Consider the following 15,954-nt stretch of genomic DNA (forward strand, 5'->3'; position numbering starts at 1 on the left):
CGCCTCTGTATCGGGTCTTACTTCTCGGCGAAGGCGCGTTCGACCACGAAGTCGCCCGGCGTCGAGGTGTTGCCTTCCTTGAAGCCGCGCTTTTCCAGGATGTGCTTCAGGTCGACCAGCAGGCCGGGGCTGCCGCACAGCATCACGCGGTCTTCCTCGACGTTCAGCGGGGGCAGGCCCAGGTCGTCGGTGAGCTTGTTGCTCTCGATCAGGTCGGTGACGCGGCCCTGGTTGCGGAACTCCTCGCGCGTGACCGTCGGGTAGTACAGCAGCTGCTTGGCGATCATCTCGCCCAGGATCTCGTGCTTGGGCAGGTGGTCGGTCACGAGGTCGTGGTAGGCCAGCTCGTCGACCTGGCGCACGCCGTGCACCAGGATGACCTGCTCGAACTTCTCGTAGGTGTCGGGGTCGCGGATGATGCTCATGAACGGCGCCAGGCCGGTGCCCGTGCCGAACAGGTACAGGCGCTTGGCCGGCAGCGTGTAGTCGATCAGCAGCGTGCCGGTGGGCTTGCGGCCCACGATCACGGTGTCGCCCACCTGGATGTGCTGCAGCTTCGAGGTGAGCGGGCCGTCTTCCACCTTGATGCTCAGGAACTCCAGGTGCTCCTCGTAGTTCGGGCTCACGATGCTGTAGGCGCGCAGCAGGGGCTTGTTGTTGACCTTCAGGCCGATCATCGTGAAATGACCGTTCGAGAAGCGCAGCGCCGGGTCGCGCGTGGTGGTGAAGGTGAACAGGCGGTCGGTCCAGTGGTGGACGCTCAGGACGCGTTCTTCGCTGAATGCACTCATACAGAACTCAAGTGTTGGTTGAAGACAGAAAAGGGTGGCTGAGCCGAAATGCACGCCTTTGGGGCGTCCGCCATCGGCCGGCTAGCAACCCTCCATTGTCGTTGGTCGGAAAAACCCCGATGAACACCGCGAGAAAACACCATTGCAAGCATCGGGCCTGTTTGCTACATTGACCTTTGATGTAGTGAACGCAACATGAAAGTGTAGGGGATGCTACACAAACGAAAGCCGCCGCACAAGCACCTGCACGGCACGTTTGTTGCAAACCTCCGGAGCCTGAAGACCCGCTCCGACAGCACCACACCACGAGATCGCCCCGATGACTGAACACACCAAGACAGACGGATTGCCCGGCATCGACATGCCCCTGGTCGCGCAGGCCGGCGGCGCCGCCTTCGGCAAGGCGCCGCCGCGCAACGAGAAGATGAGCACCGCCAAGGTCGAGTGCAACGCCTGCCCGGTGCTGTGCCAGATCTCCGACGGCCGCACCGGCGCCTGCGACCGCTACGCCAACCGCCAGGGCGTGCTGGTGCGCGTCGACCCGGTGGTGCTGCTGCGCCGCACGCTCGCCAGCGAGCAGCCGGCGCTCGTGCCCTTCGACCGGCCCGGCGCCGAGGCGGCCGAGGCCGATGCCACGCCCGACTGGAACGGCGACCTGCTGCACGCCGACGAGGTCTTCGTCACCGGCGTGGGCTCGTCCACCACCTACCCCGACTACAAGCCCGCGCCCTTCATCGTGGCTTCGAAAGCCCAGGGCGTCGACATGGTCACCGTCGTCACCGAAGGCATCTTCAGCTACTGCAGCTTCAAGGTGAAGATCGACACCGACCGCTTCCTGGGCGCCGAGCAGGCCAACGTGCGCTACAAGGGCGAGGTCGTGGGCCATGTCACCACGGCCGAGTACGGTTCGCAGATGCTGTCGCTGGGCGGCGTGCACCACCTCACGGGTGGCAGCAAGAAGGAAGGCCGCATGACGGCCGAGCTCATGCAGCTCCTGGGCAACAAGCAGGCGGTCGAATGCACCATCGACGGCGGCGCCAGCCTCGTCATCCAGGCCGGCAAAGCGCCCATCGTCAACGGGGTGGAAGAACAGCGCATGCGCGTGGGGTGCGGCTCGGCGGCCGTGGGCATCTTCGCGCGCCAGTTCGCCGGCGTGGCCGACGAGGTGGTGGTGGTCGACGACCACATCACCGGCGTGCTCACCGAACACCAGGCCGGCCGCTGCCTCGACATGACGCCCTCGGGCATCCAGATGCTGGGGCGCAAGTCGACACCCGGGCGCTACTTCCAGGTCGCGAACCCGGGCAACGGCTGGGGCGGCACCGACATCGCCGACCCGCTGGCGATCATCGAAGGCTGGGAAGAGGGCGTGGCCCGCCCCGGCCTGCGCCTGCTCATGACCTCCACCACCGGCGAGCACGCGCAGTGGTACGTGCTCGACGAGGCGCTCAAGCCCATCGAGCAGCCCATGCCGCCCGAGGTGCGCCGCATCGTCGATCGCATCGGCGAGAACTGCGAGCCCTCGCTGTGCACCGTGCTGTTCCTCGGCGGCGCCGGCGGCAGCCTGCGCGCGGGCGTCACCGAGAACCCGGTGCTGCTCACGCGCGCCATCAAGCGCGCGCTGGTCAACGTCACCTGCGGCGGCGCGCCGGCCTATGTGTGGCCCGGCGGCGGCATCACCGTGATGGCCGACGTCATGCGCATGCCCGACAACAGCTTCGGCACCGTGCCCACGCCGGCCATCGTCGCGCCCATCGAGTTCAGCATGCGGCGCGCCGACTACGAAGCGCTCGGCGGGCACGTCGAACACATCTTCCCGCTCGAGCAGGCGCTCGCACGCGGTGCGTGGCAGGAAGACGGCGCACCGCTGGCGCGCCAATGGCTCGTCATCGACGATGCCAACCCGTGGCCGCTCGGCCACGCCCCCATGCTGGGCTGAAACCATGTCCGCCCAACGCACGGCGCTCGACGCGGGCCGCTGGCATTTCAACCACGGCCCGATCGACATCGTGGCCGAAGCACACGGCGACCCGTACGCCGTCGCGGCCGCACACGACGCGGCCTGGGCACGCTTCGGCCATGTGCTCGACGAACTCGTGCGCGAGCTGCCGCAGCTGCGCCTGCCCGTGGCCGCACGCCAGCGCCCGCGTGGCGTGGTGGCGCGGCGCATGTGGGACGCCTGCGATGCGTTTTCGCCGTTGTTCCTCACGCCGATGGCGGCCGTGGCCGGCAGCGTGGCGCAGGAACTCATCGCCTTCTACGACCGGCCCGGCATCGAGCGCGCCTGGATCAACAACGGCGGCGACATCGCGCTGCACCTCGCGCCCGGCCACACGGCGCGCGCGGGCTTGTTTGCCGACCTCGCGCGCTTCGACTGGCGCGACAGCGGCATGCTGACCACCGACGGCCAGTTCGCGCTGCACGCCGACCAGCCGGTGCGCGGCGTCGCCACCAGCGGCTGGCGCGGGCGCAGTTTCTCGCTGGGCATCGCCGACAGCGTGACGGTGTTGGCCGCCACCGCGGCGCAGGCCGACGCCGCCGCCACCGTGATCGCCAACGCCGTCGACGTGGCCGACGCCCTCATTCAGCGCAGGCCCGCCAGCGAATGCAAGGACGACAGCGACCTCGGCGACACCCTCGTCACCGTCGACGTGCCGCCGCTGGCGCCCGCGCAGGTGCACCATGCACTCGATGCGGGCGCGGCGTGCGCCCGCGCGCTGCAGAAAAGGGGGCTCGTGTGGGCCGTTCTGCTCGTTTGCCAGGGGCAGTGGCGGCGGGTGGAACCCTTATGCTCGAAGTCGCTGGACATCGCGCTGCCCGAAGCAGTTGGTTCAGTATTTGCTTAACGAAAAGCAAGGTTCTTTTTCATGATCGAAATCCGTCGCGTCTTCACCCATGTCGAGTACATCCACCACGAGTTCGGACCGCGTGCCGAAACCCCGCTGGTGCGCGGTGCCATCGGCGCGGTGCTGACCAATCCTTTCGCGGGCCGCTACGAGCCCGACATCCTGCCGATGATGGCGCTGCTCGACCCCGTGGGCGTCGACATGGCGCACCAGCTGCACGCCGCCATGGACGTGCCGCTGGAGCAGATCGCCACCTACGGCAAGGGCGCCATCGTCGGCGCCGACGGTGAGCTGGAGCACGGCGCGCTGTGGCACGTGCCCGGCGGCTACGCGATGCGCGAGCTGCTCGGCTGGAAGGGCAGCCGCGCCGCCTACACCGCGGGCAAGGCCGAAGAGAAAACCGGCCAGCCCGGCAACGCGCTGTCGATCGTGCCCTCGACCAAGAAGGTCGGTCCGCCCGGCGCCGCGCTCGACGTGCCGCTCACCAACATCAACGCCAGCTACGTGCGCGGCCAGTTCGACGCCATCGAGGTGCGCGTGCCCGGCGCGCCGATGGCCGACGAGATCGTCTTCATCCTCGCGATGAGCACCGGCTACCGCGTGCATGCGCGCGTCGGCGGCCTGCTCGCCAAGGACATCAGCAAGTGGGACGGCCTGCGCTGACCGCACAAGACAAGAGACAAGACAAGGAACACACAGACATGACCGCCAACATCCGCAAGCTCGTCATCCAAGTCGATGAAACCCGCAAGGAAATGGGCCAGGACGTGACGCCGCCCACGCGCCGCGCCGTCGCCATCGCCGTCATCGAGAACCCCTACGCCGGCCGCTACAGCGAGAACCTCGACGAGCTCATCGCCATCGGTGAAGAGCTCGGCGCGCTGCTGGGCCAGAAGGCCGTGAAGGCGCTGGGCATCGAGCCCGGCCAGGCGCAGAGCTACGGCAAGGCCGCCATCGTCGGCGAGCGCGGCGAGCTGGAGCATGCCGCCGCCATCCTGCATCCCAAGCTGGGCGCGCCGCTGCGCGTGGCGGTCGAGAAGGGCGCCGCACTCGTGCCCTCGGCCAAGAAGCAGGGCACGCTGGGCACCGCCATCGACGTGCCGCTGGGCCACAAGGACGCCGCCTTCGTGCGCAGCCACTTCGACGCCGTCGAGGCCCGCGTGGCTGATGCGCCCCGCGCCAACGAGATCGTCGTGGCCGTGGCCGTCACCGACAGCGGCCGCCCGCTGCCGCGCGTCGGCGGCCTGCAGGCCAGCGAGATCAAGGGCGAAGACGGTCTTCGCTGACCTGTCATTGCATCGTCACCCGCATCGTGTTTTCTGTTCGAACTTCTAGGAGCTTCCCGATGAATCCATTGCGCCTTGCCTTCTGCGCCGCTTCCGTCGTCACGCTGGCCACTGCCCTCGTCCCCGCGCATGCGCAGGGCGTGATCAAGATCGGCGAAATCAACAGCTACAAGGCGCAGCCCGCCTTCCTCGAGCCCTACAAGAAGGGCATGGAACTGGCGGTCGACGAGATCAACGCCAAGGGCGGCGTCAACGGCAAGAAGCTGGAGCTCATCAGCCGCGACGACAACGCCAACCCCGGCGACGCCGTGCGCGTGGCCGAAGAACTCATCTCGCGCGAGAAGGTCGACGTGCTGGCCGGCGCGTTCCTGTCGAACACCGGCCTGGCGCTGACCGACTTCGCCAAGCAGAAGAAATTCTTCTACCTCGCCGCCGAGCCGCTCACCGACAAGATCGTCTGGAGCAACGGCAACAAGTACACCTACCGCCTGCGCCCCTCGACCTACATGCAGGTCGCGATGCTGGTGCCCGAGGCCGCCAAGCTCAAGAAGAAGCGCTGGGCCATCGTGTACCCCAACTACGAGTACGGCCAGTCGTCGGTCGCCACCTTCAAGACGCTGCTCAAGGCGATCCAGCCCGACGTCGAGTTCGTCGCCGAGCAGGCACCGCCGCTGGGCAAGGTCGATGCGGGCAGCGTGGTGCAGGCCCTGGCCGATGCCAAGCCCGACGCCATCTTCAACGTGCTGTTCGGTGCCGACCTGTCCAAGTTCGTGCGCGAAGGCAACACGCGCGGCCTGTTCAAGGACCGCGAGGTCGTGAGCGTGCTGACCGGCGAGCCCGAATACCTCGACCCGCTGAAGGACGAAGCACCCAACGGCTGGGTCGTCACCGGCTACCCCTGGTACGGCGTGAAGACCGCCGAGCACAAGGCCTTCAACGACGCCTACCAGGCCAAGTTCAAGGACTACCCGCGCCTGGGCTCGGTGGTGGGCTACAGCGCCATCTACTCGATCGCCGCCGGCGTGAAGAAGGCCGGCAGCACCGACACCGAGAAGCTGGTTGCAGCCTTCAAGGGTCTGCAGGTCGATACGCCCTTCGGCAAGATCAGCTACCGCGCACAGGACAACCAGTCCACCATGGGCGCGTACGTCGGCAAGACCAAGAACGACGGCGGCAAGGGCGTGATGGTCGACTACGTGTACCTCGACGGTGCCAAGTTCCAGCCCACCGACGACGAAGTGAAAAAGATGCGCCCTGCGGACTGACCGCACGGCTCCTGCAACGCGTCCGCCGTCGCTTCTTGAGCGCGGCGGGGCGCGGTGTCTCCAGTTTCCTCAGGGTCCCTCATGAGCTTTTCAGGCTTCGTTGTTCAGTTGCTCAACGGGTTGGCCGGCGCGTCTTCGCTGTTCTTGGTGGCGGCCGGCCTCTCGTTGATCTTCGGCGTGACGCGCATCGTCAACTTCGCCCATGGATCTTTTTTCATGGTGGGCATCTACGTCGCGTACACGCTGGTCGAGAAGCTCGGCCCGAGCGTGGGCTTCTGGCCGGCGCTGTTGATCGCCGCGCTCGCGGTGGGCGTGCTGGGCGCGCTCATCGAGGTGCTGCTGCTGCGCCGCATCTACAAGGCGCCCGAGCTGTTCCAGCTGCTGGCCACCTTCGCGCTGGTGCTGGTCATCAAGGACGCGGTGCTGTGGCTCTGGGGCCCTGACGAACTGCTCGGCCCGCGCGCGCCGGGCCTGAAGGGCTCGGTCGAAATCCTCGGGCGCCAGTTTCCTTCCTACGACCTGTTCCTGATCGTCGTCGGCCCGCTGGTGCTCGGCCTCGTGTGGCTGCTGCTCACGCGCACGCGCTTCGGCACGCTGGTGCGCGCCGCCACGCAAGACCGCGAGATGGTCAGCGCGCTGGGCGTCAACCAGGCCTGGCTCTTCACCGCCGTGTTTGCGCTCGGTGCGCTGCTCGCGGGCCTGGGCGGCGCACTGCAACTGCCGCGCGAACCCGCCACGCTCGAGATGGACCTGAACACCATCGGCGCCGCCTTCGTCGTGGTGGTGGTCGGCGGCATGGGCTCGCTGCCCGGCGCCTACGTGGCCGCGCTGCTCATCGCCGAGATCAAGGCCGTGTGCATCTGGCTGGGCGTGGTGCAGATCTTCGGCATCGACGTGTCGTTCTCCAAGCTCACGCTGATGGTCGACTTCCTCGTGATGGCCATCGTGCTGGTGTGGCGTCCCTGGGGCCTGTTCGGCCGGCCGCAGGCGCCGAGCCGCTACGTCGGCATGCAGGAAGAACCGCTGCGCCGCCCGAGCACCGCCTACATCGTGGCCGCCGCCGGGCTGGCGCTGGTGCTCGCCGCGCTGCCGCTGCTGACGGCCGGTTCGCCCTACACCACGGTGCTGATGATCGACCTGCTGATCGCCGCGCTGTTCGCCACCAGCCTGCACTTCATCATGGGGCCGGCCGGCATGCACTCCTTCGGCCACGCCGCCTACTTCGGCCTCGGGGCCTACGGCGCGGCGCTGCTGGTGCGCGCGCTGCACCTGCCGATGGAGCTGGCACTCGTGGTCGCGCCGCTGGTGGCCGCGCTCGGCGCCTTCGTCTACGGCTGGTTCGCCGTGCGCCTGTCGGGCGTGTACCTGGCGATGCTCACGCTGGCCTTTGCGCAGATCACCTGGGCCGTCACCTACCAGTGGGACAGCTTCACGGGCGGCAGCAACGGCCTGACCGGCGTGTGGCCTTCGGAGTGGCTGTCGAACAAGCAGGTGTACTACTGGCTCACGCTGGTGCTCGTGGGCGCGGGCGTGTGGTGGCTGCGCCGCGTGCTGTTTTCGCCCTTCGGCTATGCGCTGCGCGCGGGCCGCGATTCGGTGCTGCGCGCCGACGCCATCGGCATCGACGTCAAGCGCATGCAGTGGGCGGCCTTCGTCATCGCCGGCACCGTGGCCGGCCTGGCCGGTGCGCTCTATGCGTTCTCCAAGGGCAGCATCTCGCCCGAGAGCCTGTCGGTCGGCAAGTCGGTCGACGGCCTCGTGATGGTGCTGCTGGGCGGCATCCAGACCCTGGCGGGCCCGGTGGTCGGCGCCGTCACCTTCACCTGGCTGCACGACACCGTGGCGCGCAACACCGACTACTGGCGCGCGATGCTCGGCGCCATCATCCTGATCCTGGTGCTCTTGTTCCCGCAGGGCATTGCAGGCTCGATCAAGCAGCTCGTCGATCGCTGGCGCGCACCGAAGCATGATGAAGCAGACGCCAAGCTCAAGGAGGTGAAGGCATGAGCCTCCTCAAAGTCACCAACCTCGGCAAGTCTTTCGGCGGCGTGAAGGCCGTGGACGGCATCAGCTTCGAGCTGCCGCCCGGCGAACTGCTCGCGCTCATCGGGCCCAACGGCGCCGGCAAGTCGACCACCTTCAACATGGTCAACGGCCAGCTCAAGGCCGACCAGGGCTCGATCACGCTCGACGGCCACGAGCTCGTGGGCCGCAAGCCGCGCGAGATCTGGCGCAAGGGCGTGGGCCGCACCTTCCAGATCGCCGAAACTTTTGCCTCGCTCACCGTGGTCGAGAACGTGCAGATGGCGCTGCTCTCGCACGATCACAAGCTGTTCTCGATGTGGCGCCGCGCGGCCGACCACAAGCGCGACGAGGCGCTGGCGCTGCTCGACCAGGTCGGCATGAAGGCGCAGGCCGACCGGCCCTGCAGTGTGCTGGCCTACGGCGACGTGAAGCGCGTCGAACTCGCCATTGCCATGGCCAACTCGCCCAAGCTGCTGCTCATGGACGAGCCCACCGCCGGCATGGCGCCCCAGGAGCGCAACTCGCTCATGGCGCTCACCAAGGACCTCGTCATCCAGCGCGGCATGGCCGTGCTCTTCACCGAGCACAGCATGGACGTGGTGTTCGCGTACGCCGATCGCATGATCGTGCTGGCGCGCGGGCGCCTCATCGCGCAGGGCAAGCCGCTCGAGATCCGCGACCACCCGAAGGTGCAGGAGGTGTACTTCGGCAGCGGCAAGACCTTCGAGAAGATCGCCGAAAAGGCCGCCGCATTGGGAGTTGCCGCATGAGCACGCACGAACCTCTTCTGGAAGCCAAGGCGCTGTGCGCCTGGTATGGCGCCGCGCAGATTCTTTACGACGTCGACCTCGAAGTGCGGCGCGGCGAAGTCGTCGCGCTCATGGGCCGCAACGGCGCGGGCAAGTCGACCACGCTCAAGACGCTCATCGGCATGCTGAGCAAGCGCCGCGGCGCGGTGCGCTTCCTGGGCCACGACATTTCGAAAAGCGAGCCGCACCACGCGGCGCGCCTGGGCCTGGGCTTCGTGCCCGAAGACCGGCGCGTGTTCACCGACCTCACGGTGATGGAGAACCTCGAAGTCGGCAAGCAGCCCGCGCGCCAGTGGGCCGACGGCACCGCCGCGCCGCTGTGGACGCCCGAGCGCCTGTTCCAGCTGTTCCCCAACCTCGGCGAGATGCCCAACCGCCCCGGCGGCCGCATGAGCGGCGGCGAGCAGCAGATGCTCACCGTGGCGCGCACGCTGATGGGCAACCCCTACCTGGTGCTGCTCGACGAGCCCTCCGAGGGCGTGGCTCCCGTCATCGTCGAGCAGATGGCCAACATGATCCTCGAGCTCAAGGCGCAGGGCGTGAGCATCCTGCTGTCGGAGCAGAACATGCACTTCGCCGAGCTGGTCTCCGACCGGGCCTACGTGCTCGAGAAGGGACAGATCCGCTACCACGCGACGATGGCCGAACTGGCCGCGAACGAAGAAGTGCGCAGGGCTTACCTCAGCGTCTGACCGTTTCCTTTCCTCAACCACCGGAGTCCACACCATGCATCGCAGAACCGTCTTGAAGTCCGCCGCTGCCCTGGGGCTCGCCGGCAGCCTTGGCAGTTTCGGCCTCTCCGCTTTCGCGGCCGGCAAGATCAAGCCCGGTGGCAAGGCCGCGCTGATCGTGGTCGACGTGCAGAACTGCTTCCTCGATGGCGGCACGCTCGCGGTGAAGGGCGGCAACGAGGTGATCCCGGTCATCAACGCGCTGGCGCCCGCGTTCCAGAACATCGTCGTCACGCAGGACTGGCACACGGCGGGCCATGCCTCGTTCGCCAGCACCTACAGCGGCAAGAAGCCCTTCGAGACCACCAAGCTCAACTACGGCACGCAGGTGCTGTGGCCCGACCACTGCGTGCAGGGCACCGACGACGCGGCGCTCGGCAAGGAGCTGAAGGTGCCGACCGCGCAGCTCATCATCCGCAAGGGCTTCCACAAGGACATGGACAGCTACTCCGCCTTCGAGGAGGCCGATCACAAGACGGCCACGGGTCTGGCCGGCTACCTCAAGGCGCGCGGCATCAAGACCGTGTTCGTCACCGGCCTGGCCACCGACTTCTGCGTGGCCTGGACCGCGATGGACGCGCGCAAGGCCGGCTTCGAGGCCTACGTGATCGAAGACGCCACGCGCGGCATCGACCTCAACGGCTCGCTGGCGGCCGCCTGGAAGCAGATGACGGCCAAGGGCGTCAAGCGCATCCAGTCCGGCGACATCCAGGCCGGCTGACGACGACGAAGTCCGCGGCGCCGCCGCGGCAACACCCTCCGACGACAACAACAAAGAGACAGACGACGCATGAAGCTCTCGATTTCAAGGCGCACCCTGGTGGCGGGCGGCGCGGCCCTGGCCCTCGGCCCCGGCCTGCTGCGGCCGGCGCGCGCGGACAACGGCGTGACCGACAGCACCATCCGCATCGGCCAGTCGGCCGTGTTCAGCGGCCCGGCGAAAGACTTCGGCGTCGACTACCGCGCGGGCATCCAGCTGTATTTCGACCGCGTCAACAAGTCGGGCGGCATCCACGGCCGCAAGATCGAACTCGTCACCTACGACGACGCCTACGAGCCCGCGAAGACGGCCGTCAACACCGCCAAGCTGATCGACGAGGACAAGGTCTTCGCGCTCACCGGCTACGTCGCCACGGGCAACCTCGCGGCCGCCATGCCGCTGGCCGAGAAGGCCGGCGTGCCGATGTTCGCGCCGCTGGTGGGCACCACGTCGTTTCGCACAAAAACCAACCGCTACCTGTTCCACGTGCGCGCGGGCTACGACCTGGAGCTGCGCAAGATCATCAGCCACCTCTCGACGCTGGGCATCCAGTCGATCGCCGTGGTCTACCAGGACAGCGCCTTCGGCAAGTCGAACCTCGCCACCTGCGAGCAGCTGGCCGCCGAGTACAAGGTGAAGGTGGTGCAGACGCTGCCCATGGCCATCGCCGCCGAAGACGCGAAGCAAGTGATCGGCGGGCTCGCCGAGGGCCGCCCCGGCGCCGTCGTGATGATCATGGCCGGGCGCATGACCGAGGTCTTCATCCGCGACTACCGCGCGAGCGGTGCGGCCGCGCCGCTGTACACGCTGTCGGTCGGCATCACCGACGCGGCGGGTTCCGCCAAGCGGCTGGACGGCAAGCTCGCCGGGCTGGTCACGGCCAGCATCGTGCCGCCGCCCGGTGCGCAGCGCGTGCCCATCGTGGCCGACTACCAGCGCGACCGCACCGAGTTCGGCCAGAAGATCGACAGCTACACCGCGCTCGAGGGCTACATCGTCGCGCGCGTGATGGCCGAGGGCCTGCGCCGCGCGGGCAAGGCGCTCACGCGCGACAGCTTCATCGCCGGGCTCGAGAGCATCGGCAGCATGCGCTTCGGCGACTTCCCCGTCGACTACAGCGCGAAGAACCACAACGGCTCGACCTTCGTGGACCTGGAGATGTACACCCGTGACGGCCAGTTGCGGCGCTGAGCCGCTGCACCTGCAGGTCAACGGCCGAGCGCACGCGCTCGCCGGCGTGCCGCGCGAAGCCTCGCTGCTGCACCTGCTGCGCAACGACCTCGGGCTCAACGGGCCCAAGTACGGCTGCGGGCTCGGGCAGTGCGGCGCGTGCACGGTGCACGTCGACGGCGTGGCCGCGCGGTCCTGCGTGATTCCCGCGCACGGCGTGGCGGGCCGCAGCATCACCACGCTCGAAGGCCTGGGCATGCGCGGGCGCTGGCACCCGGTGCAGGCCGCCTTCGAAGACGCCCAGGCCGCGCAGTGCGGCTACTGCCTCAACGGCATGGTGATGCAGGCCGCGGCGCTGTTGGCGCGCGACCCCGATGCCAGCGAGGCGCGCATTCGCAGCGAGCTGTCGGGCAACCTGTGCCGCTGCGGCACGCACATCGAGATCCTCGACGCCGTGCAGCGCGCCGCCGTGCGCCTGCGTGCGGCCCCGCCGGACGCCCCCGCCGCATGACGCGCCGCGCCGACCTGCCGCAGACGCGCGCGGAATTCCTCGCCGCCGACGGCGTGCTGCTGGTGGTGCGCGAGGCACCGCCCCCGCCGCCGCCGGCCAAGGGCCAGCCCGCCTTCATCGCCAGCCACCCCAGTGAAGGCGACGAGGTGCTGCTCGCCCTGTGGGACGACGGCAGCGTCTCCGCGCTCAACGGCCACGTCGACCTGGGCACCGGCATCCAGACCGCACTCGCGCAGATCGTGGCCGAGGAGCTCGACCTCGGCATGCCCTGCGTGCGCATGATGCTCGGCGACACCGCGCGCGCGCCCAACCAGGGCGCGACCATCGCGAGCGCGTCGATCCAGATCCACGCGCAGCCGCTGCGGCTGGCCGCGGCGCAGGCGCGCGCCTGGCTGCTGGCGCGCGCGGCCGAACGGCTGGGCGTGGCCGTCGATGCACTGCAGGTGCGCAACGGCGTGGTGCGCGTCGCGGAGACGCCGGACCGTCACGTCAACTACGCGGACCTCGTGGCGCACCAGCGCACCGTGCTGCGGCTGGACCTCGACACGACACCCAAGAATCCGGCCGACTACCGCCTCGTCGGCACGCGCCAGGCGCGCGTCGACATCCCGGCCAAGCTCGCGGGCGACCTCGTGTTCGTGCACGACATGCGCGTGCCCGGCATGCTGCACGGCCGCGTGGTGCGCCCGCCGTACGCGGGCGCGGACCACGGCGAGTTCATCGGCAACACGCTCGAAGCGGTCGACGAAGCGTCGATCGCGCACATCCCCGGCATCCGCGCCGTGGTCGTGGTGCGCGACTTCGTCGGCATCGTCGCCGAGCGCGAGGAGCACGCCGAGCAGGCGATGCGCGAGCTGCGCGTGACCTGGAAGCCCTGGCCCGGCATGCCCGACCTGCGCGACGTGGCACAGGCCCTGCGCGACAACCCCTCGACGCAGCGCCTGCTGGTCGACGAAGGCGACGTCGACGGCGCCATGGCCGCCGCCGCGCAGCCGATGCAGCGCACGTATGTGTGGCCTTACCAGATGCATGCGTCCATCGGCCCCTCGTGCGCGCTGGCCGAGTGGCAGCCCGCGGACGGCAGCGGCATGCAGCTGCGCTGCTGGGCCGGCTCGCAGAACCCGCACGTGCTGCGCGCCGACCTCGCGAAGTTGATGGGCGTGGACGACGTGCAGGTCGATGTGGTGCGCATGGAGGCCGCAGGCTGCTACGGCCGCAACGGCGCCGACGACGTGGCGGCCGATGCCGCGCTGCTCGCGCGCGCCGTGGGTGCGCCGGTGCGCGTGCAGCTCTCGCGCGAGCAGGAGCATGCGTGGGAGCCCAAGGGCGCTGCGCAGCTCATGGAGATCGACGGCGGGCTCATGGCCGACGGCCGCGTCGCCGCCTACGACTTCGAAACCTCGTACCCCTCGAACGGCGCGCCCACGCTGGCGCTGCTGCTCACGCGCACGGTCGAGCCCGTGGCGCAGGCCTACGAGATGGGCGACCGCACCGCGCGACCGCCCTACACCTACGACAACCTGCGCGTGAAGGTCAACGACATGGCGCCGATCGTGCGCGCCTCGTGGCTGCGCGGCGTGTCGGCGCTGCCGAGTTCGTTCGCGCACGAGTCATACATCGACGAGCTGGCGACCGCCGCCGGCGTCGACCCCGTGCAGTTCCGTCTGCGGCACCTGGACGACCCGCGCGCGGTCGAACTCGTGCAGGCCACCGCGCAGAAGGCCGGCTGGCGCATGCGCACCGGGCCGCAGGAGAACGCCGACGGCGGGCTCGGCGAAGGCGGCGACATCCTCTTCGGCCAGGGCTTTGCGTACGCGCGCTACATCCACAGCAAGTGGCCGGGCTTCGGCGCGGCGTGGGCTGCGTGGGTGGCCGATGTCGAGGTCAACCAGAAGACCGGCGAGGTGCATGTGCGCCGCGTGGTGGTGGGGCACGACGCGGGGCTGCTGGTCAACCCGGCGGGGGTCGAGCACCAGGTGCACGGCAACGTGATCCAGACCACGAGCCGCGCGCTCAAGGAGCAGGTGCAGTTCGCGCCGCAGCAGGGTGCTGCTGCTGGCGGTGCGCAGTTGCCGGGCGTGTTGCCGACCGGCGTGGTCGCGAGCCGCGAGTGGGGCAGCTACCCGATCATTAATTTCCGCGACGTGCCGGTAATCGAGGTCATGCACATGCCGCGTCCCGGCGAGCCGTCGTTGGGCGCGGGCGAGTCGTCGTCGGTGCCGGGCACGGCGGCGATCGCGAATGCGATCTTCGATGCGACGGGCGTGCGCTTCCGCTCGCCGCCGTTCACGCCGGAGACGGTGCTGACGGAGTTGAACCGCGGTTCGCTGCCACCGCCACCGGGGCAGGGCGATGCCGCCGGACCCTCTTCACCACCTGCCTCGAGCGCAGGCGTGAACAACGCCCTGTGGCCGCGTCGCAAGGGCCTGTGGGCCACCGGCGCCGCGCTCTTCATCGGCGGCCTGGGCGTCATCGCCGGCCTGCTCGGCTGGCGCGCGGCCATCGCGCCGGTGTCGCTCAGCGCGCCGGTCTACAGCGAGTCCACCATCGAACGCGGCCGCGTGCTCGCCGCGCTCGGCGACTGCGCCGTGTGCCACACCGCACCCGGCGGCGCGCCCAACGCCGGTGGCCGTGCGATGGAGACACCCTTCGGCACGCTCTACACCACCAACCTCACGCCCGACGCCGAGACGGGCCTGGGCCGCTGGTCGTTCAGCGCCTTCCAGCGCGCGATGCGCGAAGGCGTCTCGCGCGACGGCCACCACCTGTACCCCGCATTCCCCTACACCGCCTTCGCGAAGACCAGCGACGACGACCTGCAGGCGCTCTATGCGTACTTCATGGCGATGCCGGCGGTGCGCGCGCCAACGCCCAAGTCCGAACTCAAGTTCCCGTTCAACCTGCGCCCGCTGATGGCAGGCTGGAACGCGCTGTTCCACGACCCCGCGCCGCTTCCGCCTGTGCCCACGCAGAGCGCCGAATGGAACCGCGGTGCCTACCTCGTCAACGGCCTAGGCCATTGCGGCGCCTGCCACACGCCGCGCAACGCGCTCGGCGCGGAGCAGGGCGGCAGCGCGTTCCTCTCGGGCGCGATGGTCGATGGCTGGGAAGCGCCCGCGCTCACGCAGCTGTCGAAGGCCGCCGTGCCGTGGGACACCGACGCGCTGTACCGCTACCTGCGCAACGGCCACTCGCCGCGCCACGGCATCGCGGGCGGGCCGATGGCCGAGGTGGTGCGCGAACTCGCGCAGGTGCCCGACGCCGACGTGCGCGCGATGGCCGTCTACCTCGGCTCGTTCAACCCCGCGCCGGTTGCGCAACCGCAGGCACTCGCGCAGCAAGCCATCGACAACGCCGCGCGCACGCAGGGCCAACTGCTCGGCCCCGCGCAGCGCATGTTCGACAGCGCCTGCGCCTCGTGCCACCACGACGGCGACGGCCCCACGCTGCTGGGCGTGAACACACCGCTCGCACTCAACAGCAGCCTCACGAGCACACGGCCCGACAACCTGCTGCGCACCATCCTCGACGGCGTGCGCGCACCCGCGCACCGCGACATCGGCTTCATGCCCGCGTTCCGCGAGGCGCTGGACGACCGCCAGATCGCCGACCTCACCGGCTACATGCGCGCACGTTTCGCACCACAGGAAGCGCCGTGGCCGAACTTGCCCGCCGAGGTGGCGCGCGTGCGGGCCACGCCGGGCCACTGACCCGCGGCGCGCGCGGCCACAGGTCCGCGGCTACGATGGCGCGCAGACCT

At 69.2% G+C, this 15,954-nt stretch carries 13 protein-coding genes; 12 read left to right on the forward strand and 1 reads right to left on the reverse strand.

Going from position 1 to position 15,954, the window contains the following annotated elements; translation table 11 throughout:
• Positions 1–17 precede the first annotated feature (17 nt).
• Positions 18–791 (reverse strand): ferredoxin--NADP reductase, encoded by a 774-nt coding sequence (locus AC1RAD_RS00200; protein ID WP_062473986.1) that lies wholly within the window; start codon positions 789–791, stop codon positions 18–20.
• A 319-nt stretch (positions 792–1,110) separates the two neighbouring features.
• Here AC1RAD_RS00200 and AC1RAD_RS00205 point away from each other — a divergent pair, with 319 nt between their 5' ends.
• The 12 genes from AC1RAD_RS00205 to AC1RAD_RS00260 all read left to right on the forward strand — a co-directional run bounded on the left by AC1RAD_RS00205 (position 1,111) and on the right by AC1RAD_RS00260 (position 15,904).
• Positions 1,111–2,730, forward strand: coding sequence for a 6-hydroxynicotinate reductase (locus tag AC1RAD_RS00205; protein WP_492700091.1), 1,620 nt, complete (start codon positions 1,111–1,113; stop codon positions 2,728–2,730).
• A 4-nt stretch (positions 2,731–2,734) separates the two neighbouring features.
• On the forward strand, positions 2,735–3,637 hold the full coding sequence (locus AC1RAD_RS00210) for a UPF0280 family protein (protein WP_492733288.1): 903 nt from the start codon (positions 2,735–2,737) through the stop codon (positions 3,635–3,637).
• A gap of 21 nt (positions 3,638–3,658) precedes the next feature.
• Positions 3,659–4,300: an amino acid synthesis family protein gene (locus AC1RAD_RS00215; RefSeq protein ID WP_492733290.1), complete on the forward strand. Its 642-nt coding sequence runs from the start codon at positions 3,659–3,661 to the stop codon at positions 4,298–4,300.
• A gap of 38 nt (positions 4,301–4,338) precedes the next feature.
• A complete protein-coding gene (locus tag AC1RAD_RS00220; protein WP_070063550.1) occupies positions 4,339–4,923 on the forward strand; it encodes an amino acid synthesis family protein in 585 nt (194 codons plus the stop codon).
• A 59-nt stretch (positions 4,924–4,982) separates the two neighbouring features.
• A complete protein-coding gene (locus AC1RAD_RS00225) occupies positions 4,983–6,188 on the forward strand; it encodes an ABC transporter substrate-binding protein (protein WP_062473975.1) in 1,206 nt (401 codons plus the stop codon).
• A gap of 81 nt (positions 6,189–6,269) precedes the next feature.
• Entirely contained in the window at positions 6,270–8,195 is a 1,926-nt protein-coding gene (locus AC1RAD_RS00230) for an ABC transporter permease (RefSeq protein ID WP_070063549.1), read from the forward strand.
• Entirely contained in the window at positions 8,192–8,983 is a 792-nt protein-coding gene (locus tag AC1RAD_RS00235) for an ABC transporter ATP-binding protein (protein ID WP_447740080.1), read from the forward strand. Before AC1RAD_RS00230 ends, AC1RAD_RS00235 begins: the two co-directional genes overlap by 4 nt.
• Positions 8,980–9,714 carry an ABC transporter ATP-binding protein gene (locus tag AC1RAD_RS00240; protein WP_070063547.1) on the forward strand — a complete coding sequence of 245 codons (735 nt, stop codon included), beginning with the start codon at positions 8,980–8,982 and terminating at the stop codon, positions 9,712–9,714. The genes AC1RAD_RS00235 and AC1RAD_RS00240 overlap by 4 nt, the downstream gene beginning before the upstream one ends.
• Before the next feature lie 34 nt (positions 9,715–9,748).
• Positions 9,749–10,474 carry a bifunctional nicotinamidase/pyrazinamidase gene (gene pncA, locus AC1RAD_RS00245; RefSeq protein WP_139703389.1) on the forward strand — a complete coding sequence of 242 codons (726 nt, stop codon included), beginning with the start codon at positions 9,749–9,751 and terminating at the stop codon, positions 10,472–10,474.
• Positions 10,475–10,543: 69 nt separating this feature from the next.
• Positions 10,544–11,704 carry an ABC transporter substrate-binding protein gene (locus tag AC1RAD_RS00250; protein WP_492733292.1) on the forward strand — a complete coding sequence of 387 codons (1,161 nt, stop codon included), beginning with the start codon at positions 10,544–10,546 and terminating at the stop codon, positions 11,702–11,704.
• Positions 11,682–12,194: a (2Fe-2S)-binding protein gene (locus AC1RAD_RS00255; protein WP_492733294.1), complete on the forward strand. Its 513-nt coding sequence runs from the start codon at positions 11,682–11,684 to the stop codon at positions 12,192–12,194. Before AC1RAD_RS00250 ends, AC1RAD_RS00255 begins: the two co-directional genes overlap by 23 nt.
• Positions 12,191–15,904 carry a molybdopterin cofactor-binding domain-containing protein gene (locus tag AC1RAD_RS00260; protein WP_492733295.1) on the forward strand — a complete coding sequence of 1,238 codons (3,714 nt, stop codon included), beginning with the start codon at positions 12,191–12,193 and terminating at the stop codon, positions 15,902–15,904. The genes AC1RAD_RS00255 and AC1RAD_RS00260 overlap by 4 nt, the downstream gene beginning before the upstream one ends.
• Positions 15,905–15,954 lie beyond the last annotated feature (50 nt).

Source organism: Variovorax sp. GW823-FHT04B03, from assembly GCF_058796495.1.

Excerpts from the sequence above, each read along its gene's own strand:
- AC1RAD_RS00200 (WP_062473986.1), bottom strand. The coding sequence starts at position 791 with ATGAGTGCATTCAGCGAAGAACGCGTCCTGAGCGTCCACCACTGGACC.
- AC1RAD_RS00205 (WP_492700091.1), top strand. The coding sequence starts at position 1,111 with ATGACTGAACACACCAAGACAGACGGATTGCCCGGCATCGACATGCCC.
- AC1RAD_RS00210 (WP_492733288.1), top strand. The coding sequence starts at position 2,735 with ATGTCCGCCCAACGCACGGCGCTCGACGCGGGCCGCTGGCATTTCAAC.
- AC1RAD_RS00215 (WP_492733290.1), top strand. The coding sequence starts at position 3,659 with ATGATCGAAATCCGTCGCGTCTTCACCCATGTCGAGTACATCCACCAC.
- AC1RAD_RS00220 (WP_070063550.1), top strand. The coding sequence starts at position 4,339 with ATGACCGCCAACATCCGCAAGCTCGTCATCCAAGTCGATGAAACCCGC.
- AC1RAD_RS00225 (WP_062473975.1), top strand. The coding sequence starts at position 4,983 with ATGAATCCATTGCGCCTTGCCTTCTGCGCCGCTTCCGTCGTCACGCTG.
- AC1RAD_RS00230 (WP_070063549.1), top strand. The coding sequence starts at position 6,270 with ATGAGCTTTTCAGGCTTCGTTGTTCAGTTGCTCAACGGGTTGGCCGGC.
- AC1RAD_RS00235 (WP_447740080.1), top strand. The coding sequence starts at position 8,192 with ATGAGCCTCCTCAAAGTCACCAACCTCGGCAAGTCTTTCGGCGGCGTG.
- AC1RAD_RS00240 (WP_070063547.1), top strand. The coding sequence starts at position 8,980 with ATGAGCACGCACGAACCTCTTCTGGAAGCCAAGGCGCTGTGCGCCTGG.
- pncA (WP_139703389.1), top strand. The coding sequence starts at position 9,749 with ATGCATCGCAGAACCGTCTTGAAGTCCGCCGCTGCCCTGGGGCTCGCC.
- AC1RAD_RS00250 (WP_492733292.1), top strand. The coding sequence starts at position 10,544 with ATGAAGCTCTCGATTTCAAGGCGCACCCTGGTGGCGGGCGGCGCGGCC.
- AC1RAD_RS00260 (WP_492733295.1), top strand. The coding sequence starts at position 12,191 with ATGACGCGCCGCGCCGACCTGCCGCAGACGCGCGCGGAATTCCTCGCC.